Annotated in this window: 15 protein-coding genes and 1 tRNA gene; 12 read left to right on the top strand and 4 right to left on the bottom strand. The window is 36.3% G+C overall.

Annotated features, from left to right (window positions below; translation table 11 throughout):
- The first annotated feature begins 80 nt into the window (after nucleotides 1-80).
- From AC4PG0_RS03795 to AC4PG0_RS03770, 6 genes are all read left to right on the top strand, one after another.
- A complete protein-coding gene (locus AC4PG0_RS03795) occupies nucleotides 81-1121 on the top strand; it encodes a permease (RefSeq protein ID WP_010990680.1) in 1041 nt (346 codons plus the stop codon).
- Nucleotides 1122-1139: 18 nt separating this feature from the next.
- Complete coding sequence (locus AC4PG0_RS03790; RefSeq protein WP_203575852.1) at nucleotides 1140-1979, top strand: TIGR03943 family putative permease subunit; 840 nt, start codon at nucleotides 1140-1142, stop codon at nucleotides 1977-1979.
- Nucleotides 1980-2067: 88 nt separating this feature from the next.
- Complete coding sequence (coaA, locus tag AC4PG0_RS03785; protein ID WP_003761370.1) at nucleotides 2068-2988, top strand: type I pantothenate kinase; 921 nt, start codon at nucleotides 2068-2070, stop codon at nucleotides 2986-2988.
- Between the two features lie 115 nt (nucleotides 2989-3103).
- A complete protein-coding gene (locus AC4PG0_RS03780) occupies nucleotides 3104-3826 on the top strand; it encodes an ABC transporter ATP-binding protein (protein WP_010990681.1) in 723 nt (240 codons plus the stop codon).
- The gene (locus AC4PG0_RS03775) at nucleotides 3826-4941 is read left to right on the top strand and encodes an ABC transporter permease (RefSeq protein ID WP_492167425.1); all 1116 of its coding nucleotides are present in this window, start codon (nucleotides 3826-3828) and stop codon (nucleotides 4939-4941) included. Before AC4PG0_RS03780 ends, AC4PG0_RS03775 begins: the two co-directional genes overlap by 1 nt.
- 19 nt (nucleotides 4942-4960) lie before the next feature.
- A complete protein-coding gene (locus AC4PG0_RS03770; protein WP_003761377.1) occupies nucleotides 4961-5617 on the top strand; it encodes a TetR/AcrR family transcriptional regulator in 657 nt (218 codons plus the stop codon).
- 30 nt (nucleotides 5618-5647) lie between these two features.
- Here AC4PG0_RS03770 and ltaS read toward each other — a convergent pair whose 3' ends face one another.
- Nucleotides 5648-7609, bottom strand: coding sequence for a lipoteichoic acid synthase LtaS (ltaS, locus tag AC4PG0_RS03765; RefSeq protein WP_003761379.1), 1962 nt, complete (start codon nucleotides 7607-7609; stop codon nucleotides 5648-5650).
- 257 nt (nucleotides 7610-7866) lie between these two features.
- On the opposite strand from ltaS, the gene AC4PG0_RS03760 reads away from it, so the two are divergent.
- The 4 genes from AC4PG0_RS03760 to lplA1 all read left to right on the top strand — a co-directional run bounded on the left by AC4PG0_RS03760 (nucleotide 7867) and on the right by lplA1 (nucleotide 11137).
- Nucleotides 7867-8490 carry a DNA-3-methyladenine glycosylase gene (locus AC4PG0_RS03760; protein ID WP_003771177.1) on the top strand — a complete coding sequence of 208 codons (624 nt, stop codon included), beginning with the start codon at nucleotides 7867-7869 and terminating at the stop codon, nucleotides 8488-8490.
- Nucleotides 8491-8597: 107 nt separating this feature from the next.
- Nucleotides 8598-9266 (top strand): class A sortase, encoded by a 669-nt coding sequence (locus AC4PG0_RS03755; RefSeq protein WP_003766182.1) that lies wholly within the window; start codon nucleotides 8598-8600, stop codon nucleotides 9264-9266.
- A 119-nt stretch (nucleotides 9267-9385) separates the two neighbouring features.
- Entirely contained in the window at nucleotides 9386-10117 is a 732-nt protein-coding gene (locus AC4PG0_RS03750) for an MBL fold metallo-hydrolase (RefSeq protein WP_003761386.1), read from the top strand.
- A 24-nt stretch (nucleotides 10118-10141) separates the two neighbouring features.
- Entirely contained in the window at nucleotides 10142-11137 is a 996-nt protein-coding gene (gene lplA1, locus AC4PG0_RS03745) for a lipoate protein ligase LplA1 (protein ID WP_492167426.1), read from the top strand.
- Between the two features lie 34 nt (nucleotides 11138-11171).
- Here lplA1 and AC4PG0_RS03740 read toward each other — a convergent pair whose 3' ends face one another.
- From AC4PG0_RS03740 to AC4PG0_RS03730, 3 genes are all read right to left on the bottom strand, one after another.
- The gene (locus tag AC4PG0_RS03740) at nucleotides 11172-11777 is read right to left on the bottom strand and encodes a TVP38/TMEM64 family protein (protein WP_003761391.1); all 606 of its coding nucleotides are present in this window, start codon (nucleotides 11775-11777) and stop codon (nucleotides 11172-11174) included.
- 124 nt (nucleotides 11778-11901) lie between these two features.
- Nucleotides 11902-12849 carry a glycosyltransferase GltA gene (gene gltA / locus AC4PG0_RS03735; RefSeq protein ID WP_194316866.1) on the bottom strand — a complete coding sequence of 316 codons (948 nt, stop codon included), beginning with the start codon at nucleotides 12847-12849 and terminating at the stop codon, nucleotides 11902-11904.
- A 13-nt stretch (nucleotides 12850-12862) separates the two neighbouring features.
- Nucleotides 12863-13006 carry a hypothetical protein gene (locus AC4PG0_RS03730; protein ID WP_171821150.1) on the bottom strand — a complete coding sequence of 48 codons (144 nt, stop codon included), beginning with the start codon at nucleotides 13004-13006 and terminating at the stop codon, nucleotides 12863-12865.
- Between the two features lie 222 nt (nucleotides 13007-13228).
- Between AC4PG0_RS03730 and AC4PG0_RS03725 the strand changes: the two genes are divergently transcribed.
- Nucleotides 13229-13299, top strand: a tRNA-Gly gene (locus AC4PG0_RS03725).
- 100 nt (nucleotides 13300-13399) lie between these two features.
- The gene (gene queG, locus AC4PG0_RS03720; protein WP_003761394.1) at nucleotides 13400-14539 is read left to right on the top strand and encodes a tRNA epoxyqueuosine(34) reductase QueG; all 1140 of its coding nucleotides are present in this window, start codon (nucleotides 13400-13402) and stop codon (nucleotides 14537-14539) included.
- Nucleotides 14540-14556: the final 17 nt, after the last annotated feature.

Here is a 14556-nt window from a genome sequence, read left to right as displayed (position 1 = left end):
TTTATCTTTTACTTGATTTCTTCAAAAGATAGGCTTAGAATCAAATAGTTATTAAAAAGAGTAAAGAAAGAAGGAATCCTATGTTTAGTCACTTGCCGGATTCATTCCTACAAATGAATACCATTTTTATTTCTATTTTGATAGAGGCGCTGCCGTTTGTATTAATTGGCGTATTTATTGCTGGTTTTATTCAAATGTTCATTTCTGAAAAATTTATTGCTCGCGTTATTCCAAAAAATAAATTCCTAGCAGTCATTGTTGGCTCGCTAATTGGTGTATTTTTCCCATCCTGTGAATGTGGCATTGTGCCGATCGTTCGTAATCTACTTGCAAAAGGGGTACCGCTTCATGCTGGAATTGCCTTCATGCTCACAGCTCCAATTATTAACCCCGTTGTCTTATTTTCCACCTATGTTGCATTTGGAAGTACTTGGGAAGTTCCGCTTTTGCGTGTTGCGGGAAGTCTTGTAGTAGCACTCGTTGTCGGGAATATTATCGCTTATTTTTATAAAGGAACTGGTTTGAAAGAACGGTTTTTAAAATATGAAGCTGCCAGTGAAAAAGTTGCTGTCCCAGCTGGAAACTTAGCCCTTGCAGGAGGTCCAAGTGGAGACGTAACAACAACGAAATTTCAAGTTCTAGCAACAGAAGGAGCTCAGGCTGAACCAGAGCACGACCATGCGCACCATCATCACGGTGAAGAGCATACACATGAAAAAATGTCTTTTAGTCAAAAAGTTTGGCATACCGTACAGCATGCAGTTGACGAATTCTTTTCTGTCGGCAAGTATCTAGTTTTTGGTGCTTTAATTGCCGCAGCGATGCAAACATATATTAAAACTTCGACACTTGTATCCATTGGACATGGCCCGATTTTATCTATTTTATTAATGATGGTTCTAGCATTTGTTTTATCATTATGTTCTGAAGCAGATGCATTTATTGGCGCTTCATTCCGTAGTGTATTTTCCACGCAATCAATCGTTGCATTTTTAGTATTTGGCCCGATGCTCGATATTAAAAATTTAATGATGATGTTAGGAGCATTTAAAGCAAAATTTGTCTTATTAATTGTTACAAGTGTAACGATTGTCGTCTTTTTATACGCCTTGGTTATTTAACAGAAAGCAGGTGAACACATGTTTCGAGTTTTTATTTTATTTGGATTTGGCTTTTATTTGATGCAGCTACATATTTCTGGTGACATCAGTAAATATATTAATATGAAATACGCTTATTTATCTTTTTCAGCAATGATTGCCGCATTTTTACTTGCAATTATTCAGCTTATTATGGTTTTTCGTGATGAAGATATTGGCGCAAAAACAGAGCATATGGGGCATACCCATAACGGTGAAAATACTATTTTGAAAAAAATCATGGTTTACGGTTTACTTTCTTACGCATTAATTGCGGGATTTTTATTTCCAGTCGCAACACTTGATTCAACCATCGTTTCCGCGAAAGGCTTTCATTTTCCGAAAAATAATGCTGCGGGCGATGACCCTTATGCCCAAAACCAGTTTTTAAGACCTGATACAAGTGGTTATTTTGGAGAAACAGATTATGAAAAAATGATGGCGAAAGAAAAAGCCGAAATCATTGATCAAAATCCAATCAAAGTAACCGATAGCAACTATTTAATGACAATGGAAATTCTCTATAACTATCCTGGTGAGTTTACTGGTAAAGAAATCGAATTTACCGGTTTTGTCTATAACGATGAAGTGACAAAAGATAATAATTTATTCTTATTTCGATTTGGAATTATTCATTGTGTAGCGGACTCTGGCGTATTTGGCATGCTTGTCCAAATGCCCGAAAAGACCAATTTTAAAAACGACACCTGGCTTACAGTAAAAGGAACGATCACTCAAGAGTACTATTCACCATTTAAAATGAATATCCCATCTGTACAAGTAGATAGCTATAAAGAAGTAGCAAAACCAAAATCAGTTTATGTCTATCGTAAATATTAAATCGCTACTTGCGGATTTATGCGGCTTGAGTTATCCTTAAATAAAGCTGTTTACGTTTTCACGAATGAATAAAAGGATGGAACATTGAATGAATGATTACAACCACTACTTTCATTTCCCACGAGAAGAATGGCGCAAGCTGGAAGTGAGTAAGGACCAAATTTTAACTGCAGAGGAACTGGAAGAAATACGTGGTTTAAATGACCGAATTTCTTTACAAGACATCTCTGAAATCTATTTACCACTAATCAAACTAATTGCAATCCAGTACCATGAAGCAATTTTTATTCATGGTGAAAAAATGGAATACTTAAAGAAAAAAGAATCACGTGCCCCTTTCATTATCGCCTTAGCAGGTAGTGTGGCAGTGGGGAAAAGTACAACCGCGCGTGTTTTTAAATTAATGCTAGATCGTTGGTTTTCTAAAACAAGGCAAGTCGAGCTTGTAACAACAGACGGATTTCTCTATCCTAATAAGGTTTTAGAAGAACGCGGTATCATGGATAAAAAAGGTTTCCCCGAAAGCTACGACCGCGACCGCTTTGCTAAGTTTCTAACCGACTTAAAAGCAAATAAAGAAGACGTTGAAGTACCACTTTATTCGCATTTCACCTACGATGTTTTAGACGAAACTCGCATGATGCATAATCCGGATATTGTTATTATTGAAGGGATTAATGTCCTTCAAGCTGACCAACATGAGAGCCTATATCCGAGTGATTTCTTTGATTTCTCCGTGTATATGGATGCTAATGAAGCAGATATTAAGAACTGGTATTTAGAACGTTTCTTCATGCTTCGCGAAACAGCTTTCCAAGACGAAAGCTCGTATTTCCACCCATATACGAAAATCAGTAAAAAAGAAGCAGAAACATTTGCGTTAGGTGTTTGGGATACAATCAATGGCGTCAATTTAAAAGAAAACATCGAGAAAACAAAGTACCGAGCGGATTTAGTTCTTCATAAAGGAACAGATCACCTTATTTCAGATATTTATTTACGAAAATAACCGAGTGCAGATAGAAGGAAACTTCTTGATGCGTTCGGTTTTTCCTTTACATTTAAAAAAATCCGAGTACAATGGAAAGTGAGTAATCACTCATTTTTAAAAAGGAGGGAAACTAATGGCAGAAATAGCAATTGATGTTTCGAATTTAGATGTAAAAATCGGCAAGAAACCAATTTTATCAGATATGTCTCTCGAAATAGAGAAGGGCGAAATATTCGGCTTAATTGGTCCGTCTGGCGCTGGTAAAACAACTCTTGTTAAAACCATCATCGGTATGGAAAAAGCAACAAGTGGCCAAACCAAAGTATTAGGAAATGTAATGCCGAACTTGCCAGTAATTAGCAAAATCGGTTATATGGCTCAGTCAGATGCACTGTATACTGATTTAACGGCCAAAGAGAACCTAGATTTTTTTGCTTCACTTTATTCTATTAAGGGCGCTGCTAAAAAAGACCGAATCAACTATGCGACGAACCTGGTTAATTTACAAACCGATTTAACAAAAAAAGTGAATAATTTTTCAGGTGGAATGAAACGCAGGTTGTCTCTCGCTATTTCTGTCCTTGCAGATCCTGATGTTTTAATATTAGATGAGCCAACTGTCGGTATTGATCCAGAACTAAGAAAAACCATTTGGGAAGAACTGGATGATCTTAAAGCAAACGGCAAATGCATCCTTGTGACGACGCACGTGATGGATGAAGCCGAAAAATGCGATAGACTTGCAATGATAAGAAATGGAAAAATAATCGCCATAGGGACCCCACAAGAGCTCTCAAGTAAAACTTCATCTGGCAAACTAGAAGATGCCTTTTTAGAGTTTGGAGGGAAGGACTAATGCGAATTTTAGCTATCGTTAAACGGATCGTCAACCAATTCAGGCGTGATAAACGGACGCTTGCTTTAATGTTTCTTGCGCCACTTTTACTTATTACATTACTAACTTACTTATTTGAAGGCGATACAGTGAAGCCAGTTGTCGGAGTGAACGGACTTTCGAGTTCCATGGTAAAAGAACTAAAAGAAAATGATTTAACAATTAAGACTTACCCAGACAACACGAACGCAACTGCGAAAATTAAAGACGCTGATCTTGACGCGTTTTTTCAACAAGATGGCGAGAAAATCAAAGTGACATACGAAAATAGTGAACCAAGCTTAAGTAAAGAAATCGGTTTAAAACTACAAAAAGCATTGATGGCCGAGCAACAAGTTCAAGTAAAGAAACAAGCCAAAACAACAGGAGAAGCTCTTGCCAAAGCTGGAATTGATCCAAACTCGCTTCCCGCACTTACAAACAGCCCTGAAAAGCTAACCATTTCAACCGATTACGTTTATGGCGATAAAGATACTAGCTTTTTTGATACAATTAGCCCGATTTTCATTGGCTTTTTCGTATTCTTCTTCGTTTTTCTAATCGCTGGGATTTCCTTTTTAAGAGAACGAACAACAGGTACGCTTGAACGACTCATGGCAACCCCAATTAAACGTATCGAACTAGAACTAGGGTATTTGATAGGTTTTGGCATATTTGCCTTACTACAGTCTATCTTAGTCGCAGTTTTCTCCATCCAAGTGCTCGGCATGATGCAAAACGGATCCTTATTTTATGTTTTACTCATTACGCTAACACTCGGAATGGTGTCACTCGCACTAGGTATCTTACTTTCAACGTTTGCTAATAATGAATTTCAAATCGTGCAATTTATCCCCATTGTTATTGTGCCCCAAGTGTTATTCTGTGGGATTTTCCCGCTCGATGGCATGGCAGATTGGCTCGTATGGATTGCACATATTATGCCGCTATACTACGGAGCAAATGCACTAACATCCATTATGGTAAAAGGAGAAGGATTTGTCTCATTTGCAAATGATTTTTATATTTTGCTAGGATTTGTAATCATCTTTGTCGTACTAAATATTTTTGCATTAAAAAAATACCGGAAAGTTTAATTAGAAAGGAAGAAAAAAAGTGGATGCAGAAGGAGATATCTTGCGTCAAATGCTTGATTTGACGGAAAAAGAAACTAAAATGAGCGATAAACAACGCCGAATTGTAGCAGCTTCCATTGAACTGTTTGCGGAAAAAGGCTATGCTGGAACATCTACAAATGAAATAGCAAAAAAAGCGGGCGTAGCTGAAGGAACCATTTTCAGACATTATAAAACAAAAAAAGATTTATTGATGGCAATCACGATGCCAACATTGATTGGGGGAGTTATCCCATTTTTAGCTCAAAGCTTTGTTAAAGAAGTTTTTGAAAGTGAGTATCCAGATTTCCAGTCGTTTATTCGCGAAATTATTGTTAACCGTTTTGAATTTGCAAAAGAGAATGGTAAAGTCATCAAAATATACTTTATGGAATTATTTTATCATGATGAACTTAGAGCGCAGTTTTCTCAAATTTTTATGACGCATGTAAAAGGGCAGTTTGACCAAATGATTGATTTTTATAAGGCACGTGGAGAAATTGTCGATATGCCAAATAGTACGATTATGAGGGCGCTTATTACAAATATAGTCGGCTTTATGTTGACAAGGTTTGTTGTGATGCCAGATGCTAACTGGAACGACGCAAAAGAAATAGATGATACAGTTTCTTATATTATGAGAGGCTTAGGTAAATAAAAAAGAGTCCAGCATTAGCTGGACTCTTTTTTATTTAGTAGAAGAATCAGTTGATTTCTTCTTATTATAGTTGTATTTACTTGGATCTACTTTTTTGAAGCCATCAGGAGCATAGAATCGTAATAAATCTCCTTGTAACACAGAATCAGAAAGCTCTAATTCTTTGGATACCTTCTCTTTTGTTTCTTTCATTTCTTTTGTTTCTGTCGCAATTGGTTCACCAGTTTGTTGGTTATACATGTTGCCACCAATCATAGAGTAAGTTGGTGTTATATAATCACCATTTCTAAATGGAACCAGTTGTTTATGATCTTTTGAAAGTAAGTCAGTACCAAATTGCAAGTATTCTTTGTTATCCACGCCAAGTAAGTGAAGCAGGGTAGGTAGTAAGTCAACTTGACCACCATATTGTTCTTGAACTCCACCTTCAACACCTGGAACATGAATCATTAAAGGTACACGTTGCGCTTGGGCATTTTCGAAAGTGTTATAGTCTTTGCCAAGAATTTTTGTCATTGCTTCTTCGTGGTTATCGGAAATACCATAGTGGTCACCATACATAATAATTACAGAGTTATCGTAAAGACCAGTTTTCTTCAAGTAATCAACAAAGCTCTTCACAGATTCGTCTAAATAACGAGCTGTTTGGAAGTACGTATCTACCGAAGAATCACCAGTTGTCGCTGGAGCAATCGAAGCATCCTTTTCATCAATTGGATAAGGGAAGTGATTGGTTAGCGTGATGAATTTCGTATAGAATGGTTGTTTCAAGGATGAAAGATATTTTTCAGATTCTTGGAAGAAAGGTTTATCTTTTAGCCCATAGTTAGAAACATCGGCGTCATTCATATCATAGTAACTAGCATCAAAGAAATTATCGTAACCAAATTGTTTATAAATTTCATCACGATTCCAGAAGCTCTTATAGTTACCGTGGAAGACAGCACTAGTATATCCTTGTTGACCTAAAATAGCTGATGCTGATTCATAAGTGTTTTGTCCTTTTGTAGTAAAGGCAGAACCTTGAGGCAAGCCATAAAGCGAGTTCTCAAGTAACATTTCGGAGTCAGCTGTTTTACCTTGACCTGTTTGGTGGAAGAAGTTCGTAAAGCTCAGTGTATTTTTATCTTTAAAGAAAGAGTTAATATACGGCGTTACTTCTTCTCCGTTAAGTTTATAATTCACTAAGAATTGTTGGAAACTTTCTAAATGAATATAAATAACGTTTTTGCCTTTTGCTTTACCGAAATATTCCGGATTTGGCGCGGCGTATTTTGATTTAGTGTAGTTAAGTACTTCCGTAACATCACTACTATCAGCAAGTGCACGCTGTGTAGATGACTCAGTACTTTTCACTGCATCATAGATTTGGTAGTTAGTCATACCAAGATATTTTACAATATAATTTCTATCAAAAGTTCTTGTTAAAAGTTGTGGACGATCGATTTCAGCAAGTCCTAAGTTAGCAAAGAACATCGCGATACCAAGCGTTAAAACACCAACAACTTTTCTAGCACGGATTCGAGCAGTTTTATCAGGTTTTACAAAGCGGAAAGCAAGTAGTGCAATTAAAATAATAATATCCGCGAAGTAAATAATATCGTGCCAGCTGAGTAACGCTGTGATACTACTACCCATGTCGCCCATGTTTTGCATTTGTTTTGCGTTTAGATTCGGAAGCGTAATGAAATCACTAAAGAATCGATAATAGACAATATTTGCGTAAAGAATAAAGCTCATTAAAAAGTCAATGACAACGATCCAGATAAATGAACGACGTCCTTTAGCAAAAAGTGCGAGACCTAAGAAGAAAACAGCCCCACTCAATGGATTTATGAACAGCAAAATTTGCTGCATAAGGTTCTCAATACCAAGTTTAAATTCAAGTTGATATGCAATATACGTTTTTAGCCAATAAAGAATGACGGCTAGAACAAAAAACCCATAATTTTTGCTTAAAAACGTTTGGATTTTTATTTTCCAATCCTTCATGAAACACCTCTCCTACACACTATTTACTCGTTTTAATTGTTGTTTTTGAAATGAAAAAAAGAAGCTGTAATATGTAAAAAAACAATTTCATACAGCACCCACTTTAACATAATTCTAACACAAGATTAATAAAAGGCAAGTTATAACACATACGTCTGAAGTAGGATTTATTAACAAATAGGCTTATTTAACTAGTCAAAAAAGAACCATTTTAGATAGAATTCTGCTAGAATAAAAAGTGAAATAGGAGGTATAAAATGAACGCTAAAATCACTCCAACTTTTTTTGAAAATAGAACCACTATTGAATTAGCTAGAGATATAATAGGGATGAGACTCGTGCATGAAATAGGTAATTATACTCTTTCTGGTTACATTGTTGAAACGGAAGCCTATCTCGGGGCAACAGATATGGCAGCCCATAGTTTTAAAAACTTACGAACCAAACGGACTGAAGTAATGTTCGGCACTCCAGGAACGATTTATACGTATCAAATGCACCAGCAAGTATTATTAAACTTTATTACGATGCGAGAAGGCATTCCGGAAGCTGTTTTAATTAGAGCATTAGAACCAACGAAAGAGTCCATCGAGCAAATGGAACAAAATCGTTTTTTGAAAACTGGCTTTGAATTAACAAACGGCCCGGGTAAATTAACGCAAGCTTTAGGATTAAGTATGCAAGATTATGGGAAAACTCTTTTTGATAGCAATATTTGGTTAGAAAGGGCAAAAGTGCCACATATAATAGAAGCAACTAATCGAATTGGTGTTCCAAATAAAGGTATCGCGACCCATTATCCTCTAAGGTTCACAGCTAAAGGAAGCCCGTATATTTCAGCGCAACGTAAAAGACAAATTTCAGACTATATTTGGGAATAACTTTACAAATTTGTCACAGGTGCAAAAATACTTCAATAAGGCGGCTGATTTCCTTTGCTTCATCAGAGTAGCTACTATATAATGAAATAGTTACAAGGAGGAATAATATGTTAAAGAAAACAATCGCAATCGTTATTTTAATCATCGGTTTACTATTAATTTTTTCCCCATTCATTAAAAACGGCATTGTAAAATATATGAGTGGCCATGAAACAATCGATCAATACAATGCATCCGATTTAAAGAAAAACAATGAAAAAGATGCTACATTTGATTTTGAAAGTGTACAACTTCCATCTATGACCTCTGTCATCAAAGGTGCAGCAGACTATGACAAAGATGCCGTTATTGGCTCGATAGCTGTTCCTTCTGTAGACGTTAACTTACTAGTATTTAAAGGAACCAACACTGCTAATTTACTTGCAGGAGCAACAACCATGCGTTCTGACCAAGTAATGGGTAAAGGCAACTATCCATTAGCGGGGCACCATATGCGCAATGAATCAATGCTATTTGGCCCAATTATGAAGGTAAAAGAAGGCGACAAGATTTACCTGACTGACCTCGTAAATTTATATGAATATACAGTTACTGAAACAAAAACAATTGATGAAACAGAAGTAAGCGTGATAGATAATACGAAAGACGCTAGAATCACATTAATCACATGTGACAAGCCAACGGAAACGACGAAACGATTTGTTGCAGTTGGTGAGCTAGATAAAACAGAAAAACTAACAAAAGAACTAGAGAATAAATATTTCCCTAGTAAATAAGTAAAATTTTAAAAAGGCAGCGGATTTTCTTAGCTGTCTTTTTTTCTGGATAATTTCTCCTTTTATTATAAATGTTGTATCATATAAATGAGGTTTATTTTGAGAAAGGAAGTGCAGTAATGAAACTAACCGTTTTTGGACATTGGGGCGGATATCCGGTAGCGAACGAAGGAACATCAAGTTATTTGCTAGAAGAAGCTGGATTTAAGTTATTAATTGATGTGGGGGCAAGTGCCGTTTCCATCATGCAAAACTTCATTGATCCTGATGACATTGATGCCGCAATAATTTCTCATTACCATCCAGATCATGTAGCAGACGTAGGAATTTTGCAGCACATTCGTTTGTTGTCGCAAAAAAAGGAAAAACCACCTGTCTTACCTATTTACGGGCATAAAGAAGATGAACGTGGCTATTCTTATTTAGAAATGGCGAATGTAACAAAAGCAGTGGAGTATAAAGCAGATGACACACTTGAAATCGGACCGTTTAAAGTAACCTTCTTAAAAACAGTTCATCCAGTACCTTGTTATGCCATGCGAATTGAAGCAGCTGGAAAAATCTTTGTATACACCGCGGATAGCGCTTATCAAGATAGTTTTATTCCTTTTGCAGAAAACGCAGATTTACTCGTAACAGATACGAACTTTTTCCATGATTTAGCTGGGAAAACAAAAGTTCATATGGCAAGTACCGAAGTCGCAAAAATTGCTAAAGAAGCAAATGTGAAATCGTTACTCCTTAGCCATTTGCCAGAAGTTGGTGATTTAGAAGTATTGAAACAAGAAGCAGCAGCTATTTACACCGGAGAAATTGCACTCGCATCAAAAGGATTTACGAAAACATTTTAATATAGAAGAAAAGGGGTTTGGGGTATGTATTTTATAGATAATAATAATGAAAAAGATCCGCGTATTAATTTAGCAGTTGAGGAATTTATTTTAACCGAATTGAAGTTAGATGAACCGGTTTTGCTTTTTTACATTAATAAGCCATCGATAATTATTGGTCGGAATCAAAATACGGTAGAAGAAATCGATACAGAATATGTCGAGAAAAATGACTTAATTGTGGTGCGTAGACTTTCAGGTGGTGGCGCTGTTTATCATGATGAAGGTAACTTGAATTTTAGTTTTATTACAGATGACGACGGCGAATCGTTCCATAATTTTGCGAAGTTTACACAACCGATTGTGGAAGCTCTTAAACGTTTAGGCGTAAATGCGGAATTAAAAGGACGTAATGATTTATTAATCGATGGTTTTAAAGTATCAGGAAATGCGCAATTTGCAACGAAGGGGAAAATGTTCTCGCACGGTACTTTAATGTATGATTTGAACTTAGATAATGTCGCTGCATCACTAAAACCACGTAAAGATAAAATTGAATCAAAAGGAATTAAGTCCGTTCGTAGTCGAGTTGCGAATATTTCTGATTTTATGGATCAAGAAATGACTACCGAAGAATTCCGCGATTTATTATTGCTTTACATTTTTAACGTGGATAAAGTAGAAGATGTGAAAGAATACAAATTAACCGCTCCAGATTGGGAAAAAATCCATGAAATTTCTGCTAAGCGTTATGGCAATTGGGACTGGAACTATGGAAAATCTCCAAAATTCGATTTAACACGGACAAAACGTTTTCCAGTTGGAGCAGTCGATGTTCGCTTAAACGTACAAAAAGGAGTTATCACAGAAATTAAGATTTTCGGTGATTTCTTTGGCGTAAAAAATGTGGCGGATATTGAGGAGAAATTAGTCAACACAACTTATAAACGTGAAGCATTGGCCGAAGCTTTAGCAGATATAGAAGTAAAAGAATACTTTGGTAACATTACAAAAGATGAATTTTTAGATTTACTTTATTAAAAAAAGAAAGCACGCATTCCGCGTGCTTTCTTTTTTATTTAAGATTTTTTCCTGACATCCAATGTTCCAGCCGTTTTCCGACAAACCATAAAATAACGACAGAAACAGCTAAAATAGCCAGTTTAAGTGGTTGGTGAATTAAGTCTACGAAATCATAACCAATATAGCTAATCGCAAAGACTTTGATTAATTTCCCACCTACAAGCGCTAAGATAAATTGGTAAACTTTTATTTTAGAGAGACCTGCAACGATATTTACAGCAGAAGATGGTGTAAAAGGCATTACAAGTAAAATGAAAATCGGACTAAAACCATGTCTATCAATCCATTCCATTACTCGTTTAATTTGTTTATGTCCGGAAATAAATCGCAAAAATCGAGTCTGCCCAAATTTTCGAGCTAACAAGAAAACACATAAACTACCTGCAATTGCAGCTGTAACGGATATTAAAAAGCCGCCAAACAGTCCGTATGCATTAACGTTAACTACAACAAAAACAATAAATGGTAAAAAAGGTAAAAACGCTTCAATAAAAGGTAAGAAAAAAGCTAAAAGTGGACCTAAATTCCGATACTCACTTAGCCAGTACATTAAATTATCATAAGAAAAGAAATTCATCATATCCTGCCAAAATGTCATAAGCAAGCCTCCAGTAGTCTTTAAAAACATACTTTATTTTCTCACATAAAAATGATAAAGCGCTAATAAAACAGCTTGAATATAGTTAAAATCCTAGTAAATCAACCAGGATTTTAATTATTTATTATTTTTGGTCAGAAAAACCGTTTTCTTCTTCAATAATGTACAGCGGGCGGTCTTTTACTTCATCATAAATTCGACCAATGTATTCACCAATTAAGCCAAGAATGAAAAGAATTGTCCCGCCAAAAACAAGTTGTAAAATAATAATAGAAGTCCAGCCAGTTAATGTTGTATCAGTAAAGAACCGTTGGAAAAGCACAATAATTAAGTAAATAAAACCAATGAAAGCTGTTAAAACCCCAAGGTAACTTGCGAGTTTTAATGGACGATAAGAAAATGATGTAATTCCGTCTATAGATAATTTAATCATTTTTTTGAGTGGATATTTTGTTTCTCCAGCCGCGCGTTCATCGCGTTCATAGTGAAGAGCTGTTTGCTTAAATCCAAGCCAACTAACTTGCCCGCGAACAAAAGGATTTTTTTCATGTAATCCAGCTAGCTCTCGACAAACTTGCGCATCCATGAGTCGGAAGTCACCAGTATCAACCGGAATATTAATATCCGTTAATTTAGTTAAAATACGGTAAAAGAGAGAAGCACTTTGTTTTTTGAAGAAAGTTTCCCCTTTTCGTTTCAGACGTTGGGCGTAAACAACTTGGTAGCCTTCTTTCCATTTCTCTACCATTTCAATAATTAACTCAGGGGGATCTTGTAAATCTGCGTCGATAACAATAACTGCTTTACCATGCGCATAATTGGCGCCAGCAGTAATAGCAATCTGATGCCCAAAATTTCTCGAAAAATGGATTGCTTTTACACAACTATCTTCCACACTTAATTTTTGCAACATACTCTTCGTTAAATCACGACTACCATCATTTACAAAAATAATTTCGTAGGGACCGTCAAGTGTCTGCATGACCTCTGTAAGTCTCCCGTATGTTTTTAGTAGAACTTCTTCTTCGTTAAAAACAGGGACTATACAGGAGTATTCAATATTTTTTTCCATATTTCACACATCCTTAATTAAGTTGATAAAGCGTCCCGCCACTAGTACCATTTATCCCTGTTGTTCTTACTTCTATAGTTTGTGATGCACTAGAAGTAGTATCGTCGTTTGAAAAAAGTGGGACAATGCCACTTAAAGCAAGCGATCTCTTTACCATTTCTTCATCCATTTTACCACATTTGGTTCAGAAGCTTTACTACTTAAGGGAGAGAATCAATATTTATTTCACAGCATATAAGCAAGTTAGTAAAAAGCCTTGAAAATCATAAATATAGTAGGATTTTATTTTTTACAAAGAAATTCCAGAAAAAGTCTTGTCAAAACTAACATAGAATGGTATTATATAAAAGTTGTTAAAACACTAAGAACTACTTACTGTGCGGGTGTAGTTTAGTGGTAAAACTACAGCCTTCCAAGCTGTTGTCGTGGGTTCGATTCCCATCACCCGCTTTATATTTTTTATAAATCCTGTTATCAACGCAGTGTTTCGACCTTTCTAAGCGAAGCATTGCGTTTATTTTATTGCCTGAAAATAAGGAAAGGGGGAATGATGATAGTGAAGCCAGAATCAAATTACGCAGCGCTAAAAGAAGAGCTAATTGCTTATGCACATGAAATTGGAATTCAAAAAATTGGTTTTACGACAGCAGACCCTTTTTTATTTTTAAAGGAACGGTTATTAGAAGCTGAAGCGTTAGATCTTTTTACAGGGTTTGAGCATCCGGTTATTGATGAGCGTGTTTATCCAGAGCTTATTTTCAAAGAACCCCAGTCGATTATTGCTATTGCGCTTGCTTACCCATCTAAATTAAAAGAAGCGCCTACCAGCAAAAAAGAAGCAAGACGTGGCGTTTTTGCTAGAGCTTCGTGGGGCATCGATTACCATACTGTTTTACGAGAAAAATTAGCTCTACTGGAACAATTTTTAAGTGAACGTTTGCCTGATGTACGAATGAAATCTATGGTAGATACCGGTGAATTATCGGATGTGGCTGTGGCAGAACGAGCTGGCATTGGTTGGCGCGGGAAAAACACGCTGCTTATAACGCCAGAGTACGGCTCTTGGGTTTATTTAGGGGAAATGATAACCAATATTCCTTTTGAACCAGATACGCCTGCTAGCGACTTGTGTGGCAGCTGCAACCAATGTGTAAAAGCTTGTCCAACAGGTTCCTTGTTAGGTGAAGGGAAAATGAATCCGAAAATATGTTTAAGCTACCTCACCCAAACAAAAGACTTTCTAGATGAAAAATATCGCGAAGTATTGCATAATCGTTTGTATGGCTGTGATACTTGTCAGGTAGTTTGTCCATATAATCGCGGTCATGATTTTCATTTTCATGAGGAAATGGAGCCGGACCCGGAACTTGTTCGTCCCGAGTTAAAGCCACTGCTACATATTTCAAATCGCGCTTTCAAAGAGCAGTTTGGCGATATGGCTGGTTCATGGCGCGGGAAAAAGCCAATCCAACGAAATGCGATAATTATTTTAGCTCGTTATAAAGATAAAACCGCAGTACCAGACTTAATTGATTGCTTGGAAAATGATCCGAGGCCAGTCATTCGCGGAACCGCTGGATGGGCCTTACGTAAAATCGGCGGGGAACAAGCTGAAGAAGCTGTCCAAAAAGCGCTCCAAAACGAACAAGATGAACAAGTACTCCAAGAATTAACAGCAATACCAAATTAATAGAAACCAGGTGAAAA

It is taken from the genome of Listeria sp. MAN/IMW/UF464 (genome assembly GCF_058683955.1).
The sequence above is the reverse complement of the archived record's forward strand: the minus strand, read 5'-3'. Positions and strand labels throughout refer to the sequence as shown.

Excerpts from the sequence above, each read along its gene's own strand:
- AC4PG0_RS03795 (WP_010990680.1), top strand. The coding sequence starts at position 81 with ATGTTTAGTCACTTGCCGGATTCATTCCTACAAATGAATACCATTTTT.
- AC4PG0_RS03790 (WP_203575852.1), top strand. The coding sequence starts at position 1,140 with ATGTTTCGAGTTTTTATTTTATTTGGATTTGGCTTTTATTTGATGCAG.
- coaA (WP_003761370.1), top strand. The coding sequence starts at position 2,068 with ATGAATGATTACAACCACTACTTTCATTTCCCACGAGAAGAATGGCGC.
- AC4PG0_RS03780 (WP_010990681.1), top strand. The coding sequence starts at position 3,104 with ATGGCAGAAATAGCAATTGATGTTTCGAATTTAGATGTAAAAATCGGC.
- AC4PG0_RS03775 (WP_492167425.1), top strand. The coding sequence starts at position 3,826 with ATGCGAATTTTAGCTATCGTTAAACGGATCGTCAACCAATTCAGGCGT.
- ltaS (WP_003761379.1), bottom strand. The coding sequence starts at position 7,609 with ATGAAGGATTGGAAAATAAAAATCCAAACGTTTTTAAGCAAAAATTAT.
- AC4PG0_RS03760 (WP_003771177.1), top strand. The coding sequence starts at position 7,867 with ATGAACGCTAAAATCACTCCAACTTTTTTTGAAAATAGAACCACTATT.
- AC4PG0_RS03755 (WP_003766182.1), top strand. The coding sequence starts at position 8,598 with ATGTTAAAGAAAACAATCGCAATCGTTATTTTAATCATCGGTTTACTA.
- AC4PG0_RS03750 (WP_003761386.1), top strand. The coding sequence starts at position 9,386 with ATGAAACTAACCGTTTTTGGACATTGGGGCGGATATCCGGTAGCGAAC.
- lplA1 (WP_492167426.1), top strand. The coding sequence starts at position 10,142 with ATGTATTTTATAGATAATAATAATGAAAAAGATCCGCGTATTAATTTA.
- AC4PG0_RS03740 (WP_003761391.1), bottom strand. The coding sequence starts at position 11,777 with ATGACATTTTGGCAGGATATGATGAATTTCTTTTCTTATGATAATTTA.
- gltA (WP_194316866.1), bottom strand. The coding sequence starts at position 12,849 with ATGGAAAAAAATATTGAATACTCCTGTATAGTCCCTGTTTTTAACGAA.
- AC4PG0_RS03730 (WP_171821150.1), bottom strand. The coding sequence starts at position 13,006 with ATGGTAAAGAGATCGCTTGCTTTAAGTGGCATTGTCCCACTTTTTTCA.
- queG (WP_003761394.1), top strand. The coding sequence starts at position 13,400 with ATGATAGTGAAGCCAGAATCAAATTACGCAGCGCTAAAAGAAGAGCTA.